13 protein-coding genes are annotated in these 14,016 nt (G+C 68.6%); 4 read left to right on the top strand and 9 right to left on the bottom strand.

Annotated features, from left to right (window positions below):
* Positions 1-32: 32 nt before the first annotated feature.
* The 4 genes from QY917_RS11670 to QY917_RS11655 all read right to left on the bottom strand — a co-directional run bounded on the left by QY917_RS11670 (position 33) and on the right by QY917_RS11655 (position 4,343).
* Positions 33-1,157 (bottom strand): M48 family metallopeptidase, encoded by a 1,125-nt coding sequence (locus QY917_RS11670; RefSeq protein ID WP_123676095.1) that lies wholly within the window; start codon positions 1,155-1,157, stop codon positions 33-35.
* 58 nt (positions 1,158-1,215) lie between these two features.
* Positions 1,216-2,475: a YjgN family protein gene (locus QY917_RS11665; protein WP_123676096.1), complete on the bottom strand. Its 1,260-nt coding sequence runs from the start codon at positions 2,473-2,475 to the stop codon at positions 1,216-1,218.
* 198 nt (positions 2,476-2,673) lie between these two features.
* Positions 2,674-3,474 (bottom strand): HpcH/HpaI aldolase/citrate lyase family protein, encoded by an 801-nt coding sequence (locus QY917_RS11660; RefSeq protein WP_123676097.1) that lies wholly within the window; start codon positions 3,472-3,474, stop codon positions 2,674-2,676.
* Positions 3,475-3,494: 20 nt separating this feature from the next.
* Positions 3,495-4,343 carry a 3-hydroxybutyryl-CoA dehydrogenase gene (locus tag QY917_RS11655; RefSeq protein WP_088887740.1) on the bottom strand — a complete coding sequence of 283 codons (849 nt, stop codon included), beginning with the start codon at positions 4,341-4,343 and terminating at the stop codon, positions 3,495-3,497.
* Between the two features lie 112 nt (positions 4,344-4,455).
* On the opposite strand from QY917_RS11655, the gene QY917_RS11650 reads away from it, so the two are divergent.
* The 3 genes from QY917_RS11650 to QY917_RS11640 all read left to right on the top strand — a co-directional run bounded on the left by QY917_RS11650 (position 4,456) and on the right by QY917_RS11640 (position 7,373).
* The gene (locus QY917_RS11650) at positions 4,456-6,051 is read left to right on the top strand and encodes a GMC family oxidoreductase (protein WP_123676098.1); all 1,596 of its coding nucleotides are present in this window, start codon (positions 4,456-4,458) and stop codon (positions 6,049-6,051) included.
* A 174-nt stretch (positions 6,052-6,225) separates the two neighbouring features.
* Complete coding sequence (locus tag QY917_RS11645) at positions 6,226-6,945, top strand: hypothetical protein (RefSeq protein WP_123676099.1); 720 nt, start codon at positions 6,226-6,228, stop codon at positions 6,943-6,945.
* Positions 6,942-7,373 carry a hypothetical protein gene (locus QY917_RS11640; RefSeq protein ID WP_123676100.1) on the top strand — a complete coding sequence of 144 codons (432 nt, stop codon included), beginning with the start codon at positions 6,942-6,944 and terminating at the stop codon, positions 7,371-7,373. Before QY917_RS11645 ends, QY917_RS11640 begins: the two co-directional genes overlap by 4 nt.
* Before the next feature lie 20 nt (positions 7,374-7,393).
* Here QY917_RS11640 and QY917_RS11635 read toward each other — a convergent pair whose 3' ends face one another.
* Genes QY917_RS11635 through QY917_RS11620 form a run of 4 tightly spaced genes read right to left on the bottom strand, consistent with a single transcriptional unit; the run spans position 7,394 to position 10,992 of the window.
* Complete coding sequence (locus tag QY917_RS11635) at positions 7,394-8,740, bottom strand: GAF domain-containing protein (RefSeq protein WP_123676101.1); 1,347 nt, start codon at positions 8,738-8,740, stop codon at positions 7,394-7,396.
* Positions 8,737-9,228: a hypothetical protein gene (locus QY917_RS11630; protein WP_088887735.1), complete on the bottom strand. Its 492-nt coding sequence runs from the start codon at positions 9,226-9,228 to the stop codon at positions 8,737-8,739. Before QY917_RS11630 ends, QY917_RS11635 begins: the two co-directional genes overlap by 4 nt.
* 11 nt (positions 9,229-9,239) lie before the next feature.
* Entirely contained in the window at positions 9,240-10,049 is an 810-nt protein-coding gene (locus QY917_RS11625; RefSeq protein ID WP_011806805.1) for an ABC transporter permease, read from the bottom strand.
* A 1-nt stretch (position 10,050) separates the two neighbouring features.
* Positions 10,051-10,992 carry an ATP-binding cassette domain-containing protein gene (locus QY917_RS11620; protein WP_103738795.1) on the bottom strand — a complete coding sequence of 314 codons (942 nt, stop codon included), beginning with the start codon at positions 10,990-10,992 and terminating at the stop codon, positions 10,051-10,053.
* 178 nt (positions 10,993-11,170) lie between these two features.
* Here QY917_RS11620 and QY917_RS11615 point away from each other — a divergent pair, with 178 nt between their 5' ends.
* Positions 11,171-12,421 carry a DUF4010 domain-containing protein gene (locus tag QY917_RS11615; RefSeq protein WP_302076965.1) on the top strand — a complete coding sequence of 417 codons (1,251 nt, stop codon included), beginning with the start codon at positions 11,171-11,173 and terminating at the stop codon, positions 12,419-12,421.
* A gap of 72 nt (positions 12,422-12,493) precedes the next feature.
* Here QY917_RS11615 and QY917_RS11610 read toward each other — a convergent pair whose 3' ends face one another.
* A complete protein-coding gene (locus QY917_RS11610; RefSeq protein WP_123676103.1) occupies positions 12,494-13,975 on the bottom strand; it encodes an AMP nucleosidase in 1,482 nt (493 codons plus the stop codon).
* Positions 13,976-14,016 lie beyond the last annotated feature (41 nt).

Below are 14,016 nucleotides of genomic sequence, written 5' to 3'. Positions count from 1 at the left end.
TCAAGCGCTGGCAGCTCTTTTTTCAGGAGCGCTCAGGAGCAATACGGCGCATGGCCGGCGCGCAGCGCGGTGGCGCGCTCCAGCGTGTCCGGATGGGTGCTCAGCAGCGTCCACAGGCCGTGGGATTGCGGCGGGTCCTCGGGCGTGGGAGGGGCCTTGCCGGCCTGCGGGGAGGGGGTTGTGGAATCCTCGTCCCGCAGCATGGCCAACAGCAGATCGCCCATCGGTGCGGTGGGCAGGCCGGCATGGCGCATCAGTGCGAGCGCGTGGCAGTCGGCCTCGCGCTCATGGCTGCGGCTGTAGGCCAGGCCCGTGAGCAACGAACTGCCCGTGGCCACCAGGCCGGACACGTCACCCAGCGCCAGCCCCAGACCCACCTGCAGCACCCCCTGCTCGACGAGCATGCGCGTGGTATGCCGGTGGGCCACATGGCCGATCTCGTGTGCCAGCACGCCCACCAGCGCGTCGTCGTCCAGGCGTTGCGCGCGGGCGGTTTCCACCAGCGCATCGGTCATCACCACCGTGCCGCCGGGCAAGGCGAAGGCATTGGGCCCCAGGCCGGAGCGGAACGCGAGCGTGTAGTGCGGCGCGTAACTGCCATAGCGCTGCAGCGCCGCGGGCGAAGCGGTCAGCAGCGCATCGAAACGTGCGCGCAGCGCGGCTTGGCGCGCAGGTGTGAGCGTGGTGGGCTTGAGCGTGCCCGCGTCCATCTGCGCCAGCGCACTCTGGGCCAGCGCCACCTCCCAGGCCAGCGGCACATGGCGCGTGAGCTGCGCGGCCAGCCAGGGCGTGCCGTGGCGGTAGAACGCGAACAACCCGGCCACGGCCAGCACCAGGACGACGGCAAACACGCCCCAGCGCGTTTGCATGCGCTGCGCCAGCCCCGGCCGGTGGCCGGCCGCATCCAGCGCGGCCTGCCAGGCGGCGGGGTCGTCGATCTCCAGGCTGCCGTCGTCGCCCAGATCGGCCACGAGTTTTGGTTGCGGACGCCGGGCGTTCCAGGCCTCGGGCCAGGCCACGGCGCGGTGGGCAAAGCGGCGCGGCGGCGCACCGGGCACATGCAGTTCCAGCGCGGGGCCGTCGGGCGCGGGCAGCAGCCGCACCTGCACCGCGCGCGGTCGGCTGCTGCGCCCGTCGAACCAATGGGCGAGCACCATGCCCGTCAATCGCGTCTCCGCGAGGGGGCGCCGGACGAAGGTGTTTTGGGGCGGCCGGTCATCCGATCAGGTCCAGGCCCGCCGCGTCGGCCAGCGCATCGCCGATGCCGCCCGGCTGCTGCCGGCCCAGGCGCCCCGCCACCTGGTCCACGCCGCCCTTGACATGGACGGTGACGGATTCGAGCTTCATGCGGTATTCGCTCACCATGGCGAATGGGCGGAAGAACCCCAGCGTTAGTACCGTGAGCAGCATGTTGCGCAGCCGCAGCAGCACATAGCCGCCCGTGCTGAGGTTGCACTTGAAGCGCGCGATGCGGCTCACACCGATGTTGCTCCAGGTCAGGCGAAACAGCGCGGCCTCGCGATAGGCGCGTGCCGGTGCGGTGGCCAGCATCATCGCCAGCAGCGCGCCCACGAAGGCCGCCATGATCAGCACGAAGATGCCCAGCCCCATCCCGCCCTTGCCCAGCTTGGACACGAGTCCGAGCGAGCCCGTGAAGAGGCCCGCGACCAGCGCGACGAGCACCAGCAGCGAGACGAGAAACACCGCCAGCGTGGCAAGCCACAGCTTCACGAAATCCATGTACACGGGCTTCCAGCGGCCGGCCTCGTTGCCGATGCGTGAGCGCAGCACCAGGAGGCTGCGGTAGTTGAACTCCAGCCGGATGATGCACAGCACCGTGAGCAGCAGGCCCAGCGCCACCAGACCTATCAGCGGCGCGGTGACCTCGGGCAGCTTGCGGCCGGTTTCTTCGTTCACCACCGCGGCCGGGGCCAGGGGCTGCAGGCCCCAGAACACGCCCAGCCACACCAGTGCCAGAGCGAACACGGGCCAGCTGGCGGTGTAGACCTCGCGCCAGCTCGCCGCGAACTGCAGACGCAGCCCGCGCCAGCGCGTGTTGGCCAGGCGAAAGCGCATGGCGCTGCCCCAGATCAGCGGCGACAGGGCCGCGCCGCCCAGGATGAAAAGGCCCACGGCCGTGTCCTGCCCCGTGTTGACGGCCAACTGGTAGGCCACCGTGAGCAGCAGCAGCACGACGAAGCCCACCACCATGCGCCGCTGCTGCGCGGTGAATTCCAGGGGGCTGCCTGCCACCAGCGTGTGGCCGTAGAAGTACTGAGCCGTACGCCGCCGCGCCCAGGGGGTGTACAGGCCCAGCGTCAGAATGCTCAGCAGTACGTTCACGATCCACACGCGGAAGTACTCGCCGCCGCTGCCCGTGAAGCGCATGGTGTGTGGCTCGATGTCCTGTGACTCGAAGGACGAGCGCAGCCCAGAGCGCGCCCGCGCGCGCTCGGACGATACCTGGACGTCCATGGTTTTTCCCTCTCTGGTGGTTGTTGGCGCGCAGTGTAGCGCAGCGCCCAGATGGAATTTTTCTAGACGTAGAAAGCTGGAATCGCCGCCATATCACCGCTGGCAGCTATAGCTAATGTAGCGAGATTGGCGACCGAAACACGCTGTGGCGGGCGGTTTGGTAGGCGGAAGCGCCGACCGCGCGGGCGGCGCTCGGGGTCAGTAGCTCGTGGCGACGGGCCCGCTTGCATCTGGCCGGAAGCGCGCGGCCAGCCCGTCCGCGGCCTGGCGCAGCAGGAGCATGTCCATGCCCACGGCCACGAACTGCGCGCCCAGGGCCAGGCATTCGCGCGCCCGGGCTTCGTCCACCACGAGGATGCCGGGTGCCTTGCCGGCCGCGCGGATGCGGCGGATCGCGTTGTCGATCGCGGCGCGCACCGTGGGATGGTTGGCATCACCCGGGAAGCCCATGCTGGCGGACAGGTCGGCCGGGCCGATGAAGATGCCGTCCACGCCCTCCACCGCGGCGATGGCCTCAATCTGCTCCAGCGCCTCGGCCGTCTCCACCTGCACCAGCAGGCAGAGCTCGTTCTCCGCATCGCGTACATAGGCCGCGTCGCGGCCGAAGTCCGAGGCGCGCATGGAGCCGCCCATGCCGCGGATGCCGCGCGGCGCGTAGCGCATGGCGGCCACGGCGGCGCGCGCCTCGTCCGCGTTCTGCACGAAGGGCAGCAGCAGCGTTTGCGCGCCGATGTCCAGGTAGCGCTTGATCAGCACCGGGTCGTTCCAGGCCGGGCGCACCACGCCGTGCGTGTGGTCCCGGCAGCCGGCGGCCACGGCCTGCAGCTGCTGCACCATGAGCGGTACGTCGCTGGGCGTGTGTTCCGTGTCCAGCAGCACCCAGTCAAAGCCCGATCCCGCGATCAGCTCGGTGACCAGGGGTGATGGCAGGGTGGACCAGATGCCGATCTGCGCCTGACCGGCGGCCAGTGCGTGCTTGAAGGGGTTGCGAACGGGCATGGCAGGTGGTCTGGGTCAGGTCAGTACTGGTACACGCCGCGGCCGGTCTTGCGGCCCAGGCGGCCGGCGGCCACCATCTCCTTGAGCAGCGGGCAGGGGCGGTACTTGCTGTCGCCGAACTCGGTCAGGTACACGTCCATCACGGCCAGGCACACGTCCAGACCGATCATGTCGGCCAGCGCCAGCGGGCCGATGGGCTGGTTGCAGCCGAGCTTCATGCCGGCGTCGATGTCCTCGGGCGTTGCCAGGCCCTCTGCCAGCACGAAGAAGGCCTCGTTGATCATGGGCACCAGGATGCGGTTGACCACGAAGCCGGGGGCGTTCTTCACAGTGATGGGCGACTTGCCCAGGCGCTCGGAGAGCTGCTTCACCGCGTCGTGCGTGGCGTCGGAAGTCTGCAGGCCGCGAATGATCTCCACCAGCGCCATCATCGGCACGGGGTTGAAGAAATGCATGCCGATGAACCGGTCTGCGCGCGACGTGGCGGCGGCCAGCTTGGTGATGGAGATCGAAGAGGTGTTGGACGCAATGATCACTTCGGGCGCCACCAGCGCGTCCACCTGCTTGAGGATCTTGAGCTTGAGTTCGTAGTTCTCGGTGGCAGCCTCGATCACGATCTGGGCGGCCTTCAGGTCGTCGTAGCTGGTGGAGGTTTTGATGCGCGCGAGGGCGGCGCTCTTGTCGGCTTCGGTGATCTTTTCTTTCTTGATCAGGCGGTCCAGGCTGCCTGCTACGGTGGCCACGCCCTTTTGCACGGCGGCGTCGGAGATGTCCACCATCACCACATTGATGCCCGACACAGCGCATGCCTGGGCAATGCCGTTGCCCATGGTGCCCGCGCCGATGATGCCAACGGTCGAAATCGTCATATAAATGTCCCTTGAAAGTGTAGTAGTGAGAAAAAAACGATGCCGTGATGGTATCGGCAATCGCGCGTCTGCTGCTGCGTTGCAGCATCGCCATACAACGAGGGGACACTGCATGCGTGAGTTCGACTATGTCGTGATCGGGGGCGGCTCGGCGGGCTGCGTGCTGGCGGGGCGGCTGAGCGAGGACCCCACGGTGCGCGTGTGCCTGTTGGAGGCGGGCGGCAGCGATGCCAGTGTGCTTATCCATTGCCCGGCGGGGCTGGCCGCCATGGCGCGCAGCGGCGCCTTCAACTGGGGGCTGCACACCACGCCGCAGGCGGGCTTGGGCGGGCGTCGGGGCTACCAGCCGCGCGGCAAGGTGCTGGGTGGTTCCAGCTCGGTCAACGCCATGATCTACGCGCGCGGCCACGCCAGCGACTACGACCACTGGGCTGCGGCCGGCAATGCAGGATGGGGTTGGAACGACGTGCTGCCGTACTTCCTTCGGGCCGAGCACAACGAGCGCGGTGCAAGCGCCTGGCACGGCACGGATGGGCCGCTGAATGTGGCGGACCTGCAGTCGCCGCAGCGTGCCAGCCGCGCCTTCGTCGAAGCCGGCGTGCAGGCTGGCCATCCACGCAATGACGACTTCAACGGCGCGCAACTGGAGGGAGTGGGTCTCTACCAGGTCACGCACCGGGCGGGCGAACGCTTCAGCGTGGCCAAGGCCTACCTCACGCCCCACCTGGGCCGGACCAATCTGCAGGTCGTGACCGGCGCGCAGGCCACGCGCATCCTGTTCGAGGGCCGGCGCGCCACGGGCGTGGAATACCGCCGAGGCGGCCAGCCGCAGCAGGTGCGCGCCACGCGTGAGGTGCTGCTGTCGGCGGGGGCGCTGCTATCGCCGCAATTGCTCATGCTCTCGGGTGTGGGGCCGGGCGCGCAGTTGCAGAGCCACGGCATTGGCGTGGTGCACGATCTGCCGGGCGTGGGCGCGCATCTGCACGACCATCCCGACGTGGTGCAGGTGATGGACGCACCGCGGTTGACGGACCTCTTCGGCCTGTCGCTGCCCGGGGCGCTGAACGTGCTGCGCGGCGTGCGGGAGTGGCGTGCGCACCGCAGCGGCATGCTGACCACCAACTTCGCCGAGGCTGGCGGCTTCATCAAGAGTCGCCCCGAAGAGCCATTGCCCGACCTGCAGCTGCACTTCGTGGTCGGCAAGCTGCTGGACCACGGCCGGCGGGCCACATGGGGCCATGGCTATTCCTGCCATGTATGCCTGCTGCAGCCCCGAAGCCGCGGCCGGGTGACGCTGGCCAGCGCCGACCCGGCGGCCGCTCCGCTGGTGGACCCGGCATTCTTCAGTGATCCCGACGACATGCAGCGCCTGGTGCGCGGCGTGCGGCGCATGCGCGAGATCCTGGCGCAGCCCGCCCTGGCCAGCCTGGGCGCGCGTGAGCTGTCCCATTCGTCCCGTGCGCAAAGCGATGCACAGATCGAGCAGTTCATCCGCGACTGGGCCGACACCATCTACCACCCCGTGGGCACGTGCCGCATGGGCTGCGGTCCGCTGGACGTGGTGGATGCCCAGCTGCGTGTGCATGGCCTGCAGGCTCTGCGTGTGGTGGACGCATCCATCATGCCGCGCATTGTGAGCGGCAACACGAATGCACCCACGGTGATGATTGCCGAGCGCGCGGTGGACTTGCTGCGCCAGGCTGCATGACGCGCTCCGGTTCGGCAGTGCGCGCTTAAGAAATTTTGAGGGTTCGCATAAGCGTTTTTTAGCAGCACGCGCGCTGCACCGTTCCTAGACTGCACAGCACCTGTGAGACACACGATGTGCCGCATGGGAAGGCGAGGCTCCCAAGCCGCAACACCACAAGAACCGGAACCGACGATGCAATTCAACCCTCAGGAAATCACCGCGCTCGCGCAGGCCGACGCCGCCGCACCGCGCATGGACCTCTATGCCTTCATCCACAAGGCCTTGCGCGCCTATATGGTCGACACACTCGTGGGCCTGGGTCGCGTGGACGCCGAGGACGACCTCGAACTGTCCCAGGCCGGCGCTCGCGTGCTGCAGCTGCTGAGCTTTTGCCGCGCGCACCTGTACCACGAGAACACCTACGTGCATCCCGCCATGGAGCGCCATGCACCTGGCAGCGCCGCCGCGGTTGAGCAGGAACATGATGGTCATGGACAGGCGATTGCGGCGCTGGCGGATGCGGCGCAGCAGCTCATGCAATGCCCGCGCGAGCGGCGAGCGCGCGTGGCTCATGCGCTGTACCAGCAGCTGGCGCTGTTCGTGGCACACAACTTCGAGCACATGCAGTTGGAGGAGACGGCGCACAACGCGGTGCTCTGGGCGCATTACAGCGACGCGGAACTGGCTGCCATCGAGGATGCGCTGGTAGCGTCGATACCGCCGGACGAGATGCTCGTCACGCTGCGCTGGATGCTGCCCAGCATGACCCCGAGCGAGAGGGCCATGGTGCTCGGTGACATGCGGCGCAATGCGCCTCCCGGCATCTTTGACACGGCATTGAGTGTCATGCGGCCGCACCTGTCGGATGGCGAGTGGGGCAAGCTGGCACGTGCTTTGGAGCTTGCGCGATGAGCCATTGGTTGCTGCGCCATACCCTGGCTGCATTCGGGCTTTGCGTGGCCAGCGCGAGTGCCCTGGCTGCGGGCCCCCCGCCCCCCGAACGCTTTCGGCTCACGCCCCAGTTGCTGGAGCGCATGGAGGCACTGCAGGCTGCGTCGCCAGAAGCCGCACGTCCCGGCGACGACGACGAGCCGGACGCGCAGTCCGTTCAGGAGCTGGCGCGTCAGCTGGATGCGGATCCGCGCATCCGTGCCTTGCTGGCCCGCCACCGGGTCAGCAGCATCGAGTACGCCACGGCGGTGTATGCCGCACTGCACGCGGGCATGTTCCTCGCCATGGAATCGCTGGCTGACAAGGCTTCGCGCACCAAAGCGCTGGCATCCTTCACCCCAGAGCAGCGCGCCAACATCGAGTTGCTGCGCCGGCGCCCAATCAAGTGAGCGCCGCCGCGGCGCGACCTTCAACCGCCGGCCATCTCTTCCAACTGCGCAGGTGCGTCCAGGCGCAGCCGCAGTCGCCCACGGCCGGTCTTGTCGATATGGATGCCGGTGTCGCTTTCCTGCAGTCGGCGCTGCAGCAACAGCAGGCGCGCCTCCAGGTTGTCGGCCACGCCTGGCAGGCGCAGGCTGGGGTCCAGACGCAGTTCGCGGTTGCTGAAGTCCTGGCGTCCGGTGCGCTCATGGTCGCGCAGCAGCTTCCACAGGATCGCGCCCGCCACGCCCTTGATGAGGTAGGTGTCATTGACGAACACGCTGTCGTTCACCGCGAAATGCCGCACCCGCACGGGCGCCCCCCGCGGCGCCGGCGCGGGCGCGGGTTCTTGCGATGCCTCCGTGGCTTCGTCGGCCGACTGCAGCAGGTCGATCGCGGTGGCCAGCTGTCCTGCCAGCGCCACCAGCGCGTCTTCCTCCGGGTAGCGGAACTGCAGGTCCAGCGGGCTTTCCACGAACAGCACCCCCAGGGTGCGGCCGCAGCTCACCAGGGGCACGGCCAGCTGGCTGTGCGGCGCGGGCAGGCCCGGGTAGGGAATCTCGTGCGCGGGCGCGCTCTGTCCCAGGCTGCTGCGCATGGCATGGCTGTACAGCGCGGCATGGGTCATGTGGCTGATGCGTACCGGCGTGGCTTCGCGCGCGGCCACCCCTATCACGCCCTGGCCCAGCTTGATCTCCGAGCCCACGCCCGAATGTGTGTAGCCATGGCTTGCCACGGTGTACAGGTGGCCCGCTTGCGCATCCAGCATGAGCACCATCGCATGCTGCACGTGCAGATGCTCGTGCAGGCCCGCCAGCAGTGTCTGTAGCAGCTCGTCGAGCGTGGTGCAGCGCGCCAGGCGCTGGCTGCACAGGCGCACGGCGCCCAGCAGATCGGCGCGTGGCAGTTGCGCGGGGCTGGGTGCCAGTCCTTCTCCGGGCACGGGTTCGATGCGCTCGACGGCGTAGACGTCCGATCCCTTGAGTTCGAAGACGCCCGCCATGCCGTTGTGCGAGGCGATGCCCGCCAGCTGCGCGCGCATGCGCTCAAACAGTGCGCCTTCCGCCTCCGTGCGCAAGAAGTGCAGGTGCAGGCGAAAGCAGCGTGCTGTCACGGGGTCCAGCACCAGCACGCTGGCATAGGGGTTGGCGAGGATGTTGGCGCGCGTCTTGTTGAAGAACTGGAACGACAGGGCCACATGCTGCTCATCAACGTAGACCACCTGTGAGATGTAGGCCACGTTGGGCGTGCCGTCGGGGGCGCAGGTGGCCATGATGGCAGGAATCGCGCCCTCCAGGCAGGCGCGGATGGAGCGCAGGGTGGGCGGCACGTTCACGGCTGGCGCTCCTTGCGCAACGGTTCGCCGGCATGTGGGCCGGGGGTCTGGTCGAACGCGGCTTCGGGCGAAAACTCCACTGCCACCAGATCGTCCCGTGGTGCATTCAGCATGGCCGCGGTGTACTGCGGGCCATAGCCCACCTGGGCCACGGCATGCTGCATGGCGGACAGGTAGCTTTGCAGCGCGGGCTCGTCGGCCGGCAGCACGGCACGTTGCACGGCGGCGGTGGCCTTGACCTGCACCGTGCGGTGGGATGGCGGGTCACTGAAGACCACGGCAATGTGGCCGGTGGTGGCAATGTCGGCCAAAAGCTGTCGTGACTGGCTTCGCCGCAGGAAGACCGTGATGCGCTGGCCGTTGGTGCTGATGCGCGCGCCTACGGCGCGCATCACGCTGGGGCGCAACTGCGCGTCGCGCGAGGCCACGATGGTGGAGACGCCCCGGTCCACCAGGGCGATGTATTCGGCGCTCAGAAGCGTAGGCATGCGTGAAAGGCTCAGGCGCGAAAGCGCTTGCGGGTGAGCGCCAGGGCCACCCAGTACGCGGCCACGGTGGTCACGGCGATCACCAGGCCGTGGCGCAGCGGGTGCTGCGGCCACTGGTCCATGAAGAGGGGGCGCACCAGTTCCACGGCGTTGGTGAGTGGCAGCCAGTCCGAGGCGAGGCGTATGGCCGTGGGCAGCTGTTCGCGCGGGAAGAAAACACCCGACAGGAACATCATGGGCGTGAGCACCAGCGTGAAGTAATAGGTGAAGAAGTCGTAGCCCTTGGCCAGCGCATTGAAGATGAGCGCGATGCTGGAAAACATGATGCCCACGCACAGCAGCACGGGCCAGGCCACGATCAGCTTGGGGCTGTAGCTGATGCCCAGCGCCAGCATCACCCCCAGGATGGCGGTGGTGGTGAACAGCGCCTTGAATGCGGCCCACAGCATCTCGGCCAGCAGCACGCTGTCCAGGCTGATGGGGGCGTTCATGATGCCGTCCCAGGTCTTTTGCACATGCATGCGCGAGAAGGCCGAGTACAGCGCTTCGAAGCTGGCCGCATTCATGGCGCTCATGCAGATCGACCCACTGGCCAGGAACAGGATGTAGGGCACGTTCTGCCCGCCCACCTGCACCTGTCCCACCAGCGCCCCCATGCCGTAGCCGAAGGCCACCAGCCACATCAGCGGCTCGGCGATGTTGCCCAGCAGGCTGGGCACCGCCAGCTTGCGCCACACCAGCAGGTTGCGCAGGAACACGGGCCACCAGCGCATCGACAGGTCGGGCGCGCGCCAGGGGCTGGGCGTGGTGGGCGTGGGCATGTCAGCCTTCCTCGCGGATTTGACGTCCGGTGAGCTTGAGGAACAGGTCCTCCAGGTTCGCGGGCCGGTGCAGGGTGCGCAGGCTGCCATGGGCCGACAGCGCCTGCAGCAGCGGGCGTGCGTCCTGCGTGTAGAAGAACACGGTCTCGCCGCTGACTTCCACACGCCGCGCCAGCGGACGCAACTGCGCATCCTGTGCCAGGGCCAGCGCGCCGGGGCCGTAGGCCTCGACCACGTCGGGTTCCAGGTGCTCGGCGATCAGCGCGCGCGGCGTGCCTTCGGCGATCTTGCGGCCATGGTCCAGCACCAGCAGGCGCGAGCACAGGCGCTCGGCCTCATCCATGAAGTGCGTCGTCAGCAGGATGGCCTTGCCGCCCTGCAGCAGCTGCTGCAGCCGCTCCCACATCAGGTGGCGCGCCTGCGGGTCCAGGCCGGTGGTGGGCTCGTCCAGCAACAGCAGGCGCGGGTCGTTTACCAGGGCGCGCGCCAGCGACAGGCGCCGGCGCATGCCCCCCGACAGTTCGCCCGGCCGCGCATCGGCCTTGGCCGTGAGCGCGGCGAACTCCAGCAGCGGCGCGATGCGCTGTGCCATGGCCGCGCCCTTCAGGCCGAAGTAGCGGCCGAACACGCGCAGGTTTTCGGCGCAGCTGAAGTCCGGGTCCAGGCTGTCGAACTGCGTGACCACGCCCAGTTGTGCCTTGATGGCCAGCGCGTCCTGCGGCATGGCGAGCGGCGCAGCGCCGCCGCCAGGGTGAAAGTGCACGCTGCCCTCGTCGGGCGCCGTGAGGCCCAGGCACATGCGCAGGGTGGTGGTCTTGCCCGCGCCGTTGGGGCCGATCACGCCCAGGCACTCCCCCGGCGCGATGGCGAACGACAGCCCATCCACCACGGTGGCGGTGCCATAGCGCTTGCGCAGGTCGCGGGCTTCCAGAAGCACTTGCATGGCGCGATTGTGGGGGGAAGACCGCGCCATTGCAGAGGTTTATGAGAAAAATGGCGCTGGCGCTTTACTGACAAGCGCTGATAGCTATCAAAACCAGAGTTTTCTGAGAGCGGGGCGCCCTTTGGATGCCCGCTTTCCATGGTCCAATCGTCAAAGCCAACCAACCACGATGGACACCATGGACACAACCGGCTTCCAGGACACGCTGGCCGTTCTGGCGGGCGCCCTGGGCAGCGGCCTGCTGATGGGTATCGAGCGCGAACGGCGCAAGGGCCAGGGCCCGTTGCGCGCGCTCGCGGGCGTGCGCTCGTTCACGCTGGCGGCGGTGTCGGGTGCGACGGCGGCGCTGCTGGGCAGCGAGGCGCTCATAGCGGTGGGCGCGGTGTTCATTGCGCTGCTGGGCGTGGTGGCCTATGCGCGCGACCGCTCCGAAGACCCCGGCGTGACCACCGAGATCGCGCTGCTGCTGGCCTACCTGATCGGCGTGCTGTGCACGCAGAGCCTGCCCGTGGCGGCAGGGCTGGCCGTCGCCGTCACCAGCCTGCTGGCGGCGCGTGAGGCGCTGCACGAGTTTTCGCGCGAGTGGCTGCGCCAGGGCGAGGTGCGGGGCGGGCTGATCCTGGCTGCGCTGGCGCTGCTGGTATTGCCGCTGGCGCCCAACCAGCCCCTGTGGGGGGAGGCGCTGAACCCCCAGGTGCTGGTGCGCCTGGTGGTGGTGCTGCTGGTGATCCAGGCGCTGGCACATCTGGCGCGCCGGCTCATGGACGCGCGCCGCGCGAACGCCCTGTCGGCGCTGGCCTCGGGTTTCATCTCCAGCACCGCCACCATCGCCAGCCTGGGCGTGGCCGTGCGCGAGGGGCGCGAGCCCGTGCGCGCGCAGGGGGGCGCGGCCGTGCTGTCGTGCGTGGCGACCATGGCGCAGATCCTGGTGGTGGCGGCCACCGTGCAGCCCCAGTGGCTGGTGCGGTTGTGGGCGCCGGCACTGGCGGGCGGGGTGGTGGCGCTGGTCTGGGGGTGGGCACTGCTGCGCAGCATGCCCGCGGGTGAGGCGCCGGCCCCGGCGGACGTGGACGGCACGGCGCTGTTCAAGCTGCGCGACGCGCTGCTGATCGCCGCGCTGCTCACGGCTGTGCAGGTGCTGGTGCAGGCACTGCGCGGCTGGTGGGGCGACGCGGGCCTGCTGGCCGGCGCCCTGGTGGCGGCGCTGGCCGACGTCCATGCGGCCGCCGCGGCCATCATGTCGCAGGGCCGGCCGCTGGACCCCGTGGGGCCCAGCCTGGTGAGCGCGCTGGCGGCGGGGCTGAGCGTGCACGCCGTCAGCAAATGCGTGACGGCGCTGGTCAGCGGGGGCTGGCGTTATGCCGTGGCGGCCGGTGGCGGCGTGGTGCTGCACACGCTGGCCTTCGTCGCGGTGCTGTTGCTACTCTAAATTGATAAAAAGCGGCTCAAACGCTTATGGGATAAGCGCGAGCAGCTATCGATGAAATAGCAATGGCTGCGGCTACTGGAACGCCACCTCGGCAAAGCTGCGCAGCTTGCGGCTGTGCAGCCGGTGCACACCGCCCGCGCGCAGGATGTCGATGGCGCGCATGCCGATGCGCAGATGCTGGTCCACGCGTTCGCGGTAGAAATGGTTGGCCATGCCGGGCAGCTTGATCTCGCCGTGCAGCGGCTTGTCGCTCACGCACAGCAGGGTGCCGTAGGGCACGCGAAAGCGAAAACCGTTGGCGGCGATGGTGGCGCTTTCCATGTCCAGCGCCACTGCGCGGCTTTGGCTGAAGCGGCGCTGGGGCATGTTGTCGGGCAGCAATTCCCAGTTGCGGTTGTCGGTGCTGGCCACGGTGCCGGTGCGCATGATGCGCTTGAGCTGGTCCTGCGGCATCTGCGTCACGTCGGCCACGGCCTGCTGCAGCGCCATCTGGATCTCGGCCAGCGCGGGGATGGGCACCCACAGCGGCAGCTCCTCGTCCAGCACATGGTCCTCGCGCACGTAGGCGTGGGCCAGCACGTAGTCGCCCAGCTGCTGGCTGTTGCGCAGGCCCGCGCAGTGGCCCAGCATCATCCAGGCGTGGGGGCGCAGCACGGCGATGTGGTCGGTGATGGTCTTGGCGTTGCTCGGGCCTACGCCGATGTTGACCATGGTGATGCCGCTGCGGTCCGCGCGCACGAGGTGGTAGGCGGGCATCTGCGGCAGGCGGGCCGGGGCCACGCCCAGGTCGTCGCCGGCCTGCGCGGGCAGGCCCGTGCGGCGCGTGACCACGTTGCCCGGCTCAATGAAGGCGATGTACTCGCTGTCGGGCTTGGCCATCTCGGCATGGCCCAGGCGCACGAACTCGTCGATGTAGAACTGGTAATTGGTGAACAGCACGAAGTTCTGGAACCACTCGGGCTGCGTGCCGGTGTAGTGGCGCAGGCGGTGCAGCGAATAGTCCACGCGCGGCGCGGTAAACAGCGACAACGGCTGCGCCTCGCCAGCGCGCGGCGACCAGGTGCCGTTGGCAATGCCGTCGTCCATGGCCTCCAGGTCGGGCAGGTCGAACACGTCGCGCATCAGCATGCGCCGCTCGGGGCTGAGCGTGCCTTCGATGTGGTCGTGCTCGGCGAACGAGAAGTGGATGGGGATGGGCTGATTACTCACGCCCACTTCCAGCTCGACGTTGTGGCTGGCGCGCAACAGGCGTAGCTGCTCCGTGTAGTAGTCGGCGAACAGGTCAGGCCGCGTGAGCGTGGTCTCGTAGCGCCCCGGCCCCTCCACGAAGCCATAGGCCAGGTGCGTGGGCGCGCGCGCCACGGTGCTGGTCTGCACGCGCACTAAGGGATAGAACGCGCGCACGGGCGCGGCGGGCGTCTCTCCCGCCACGAAGCGCTGCATGGCGCTGCGCAGGTGGTCGATCTGCTGCTGGTAGATGCGCTGCACCTGGGCCAGTGCCTCGGTCTCGGTCGCGTGGAAGGTGGGATCGGGAAGTGCGGGGATCTGGGCCATGGTGCCTATTGTCCACGCCGCATGTGTCAGCGTGGGCACGG

This window comes from Diaphorobacter sp. C33, from assembly GCF_030503915.1.
GTDB lineage: Bacteria > Pseudomonadota > Gammaproteobacteria > Burkholderiales > Burkholderiaceae_C > Diaphorobacter > Diaphorobacter nitroreducens.
The sequence above is the reverse complement of the archived record's forward strand: the minus strand, read 5'-3'. Positions and strand labels throughout refer to the sequence as shown.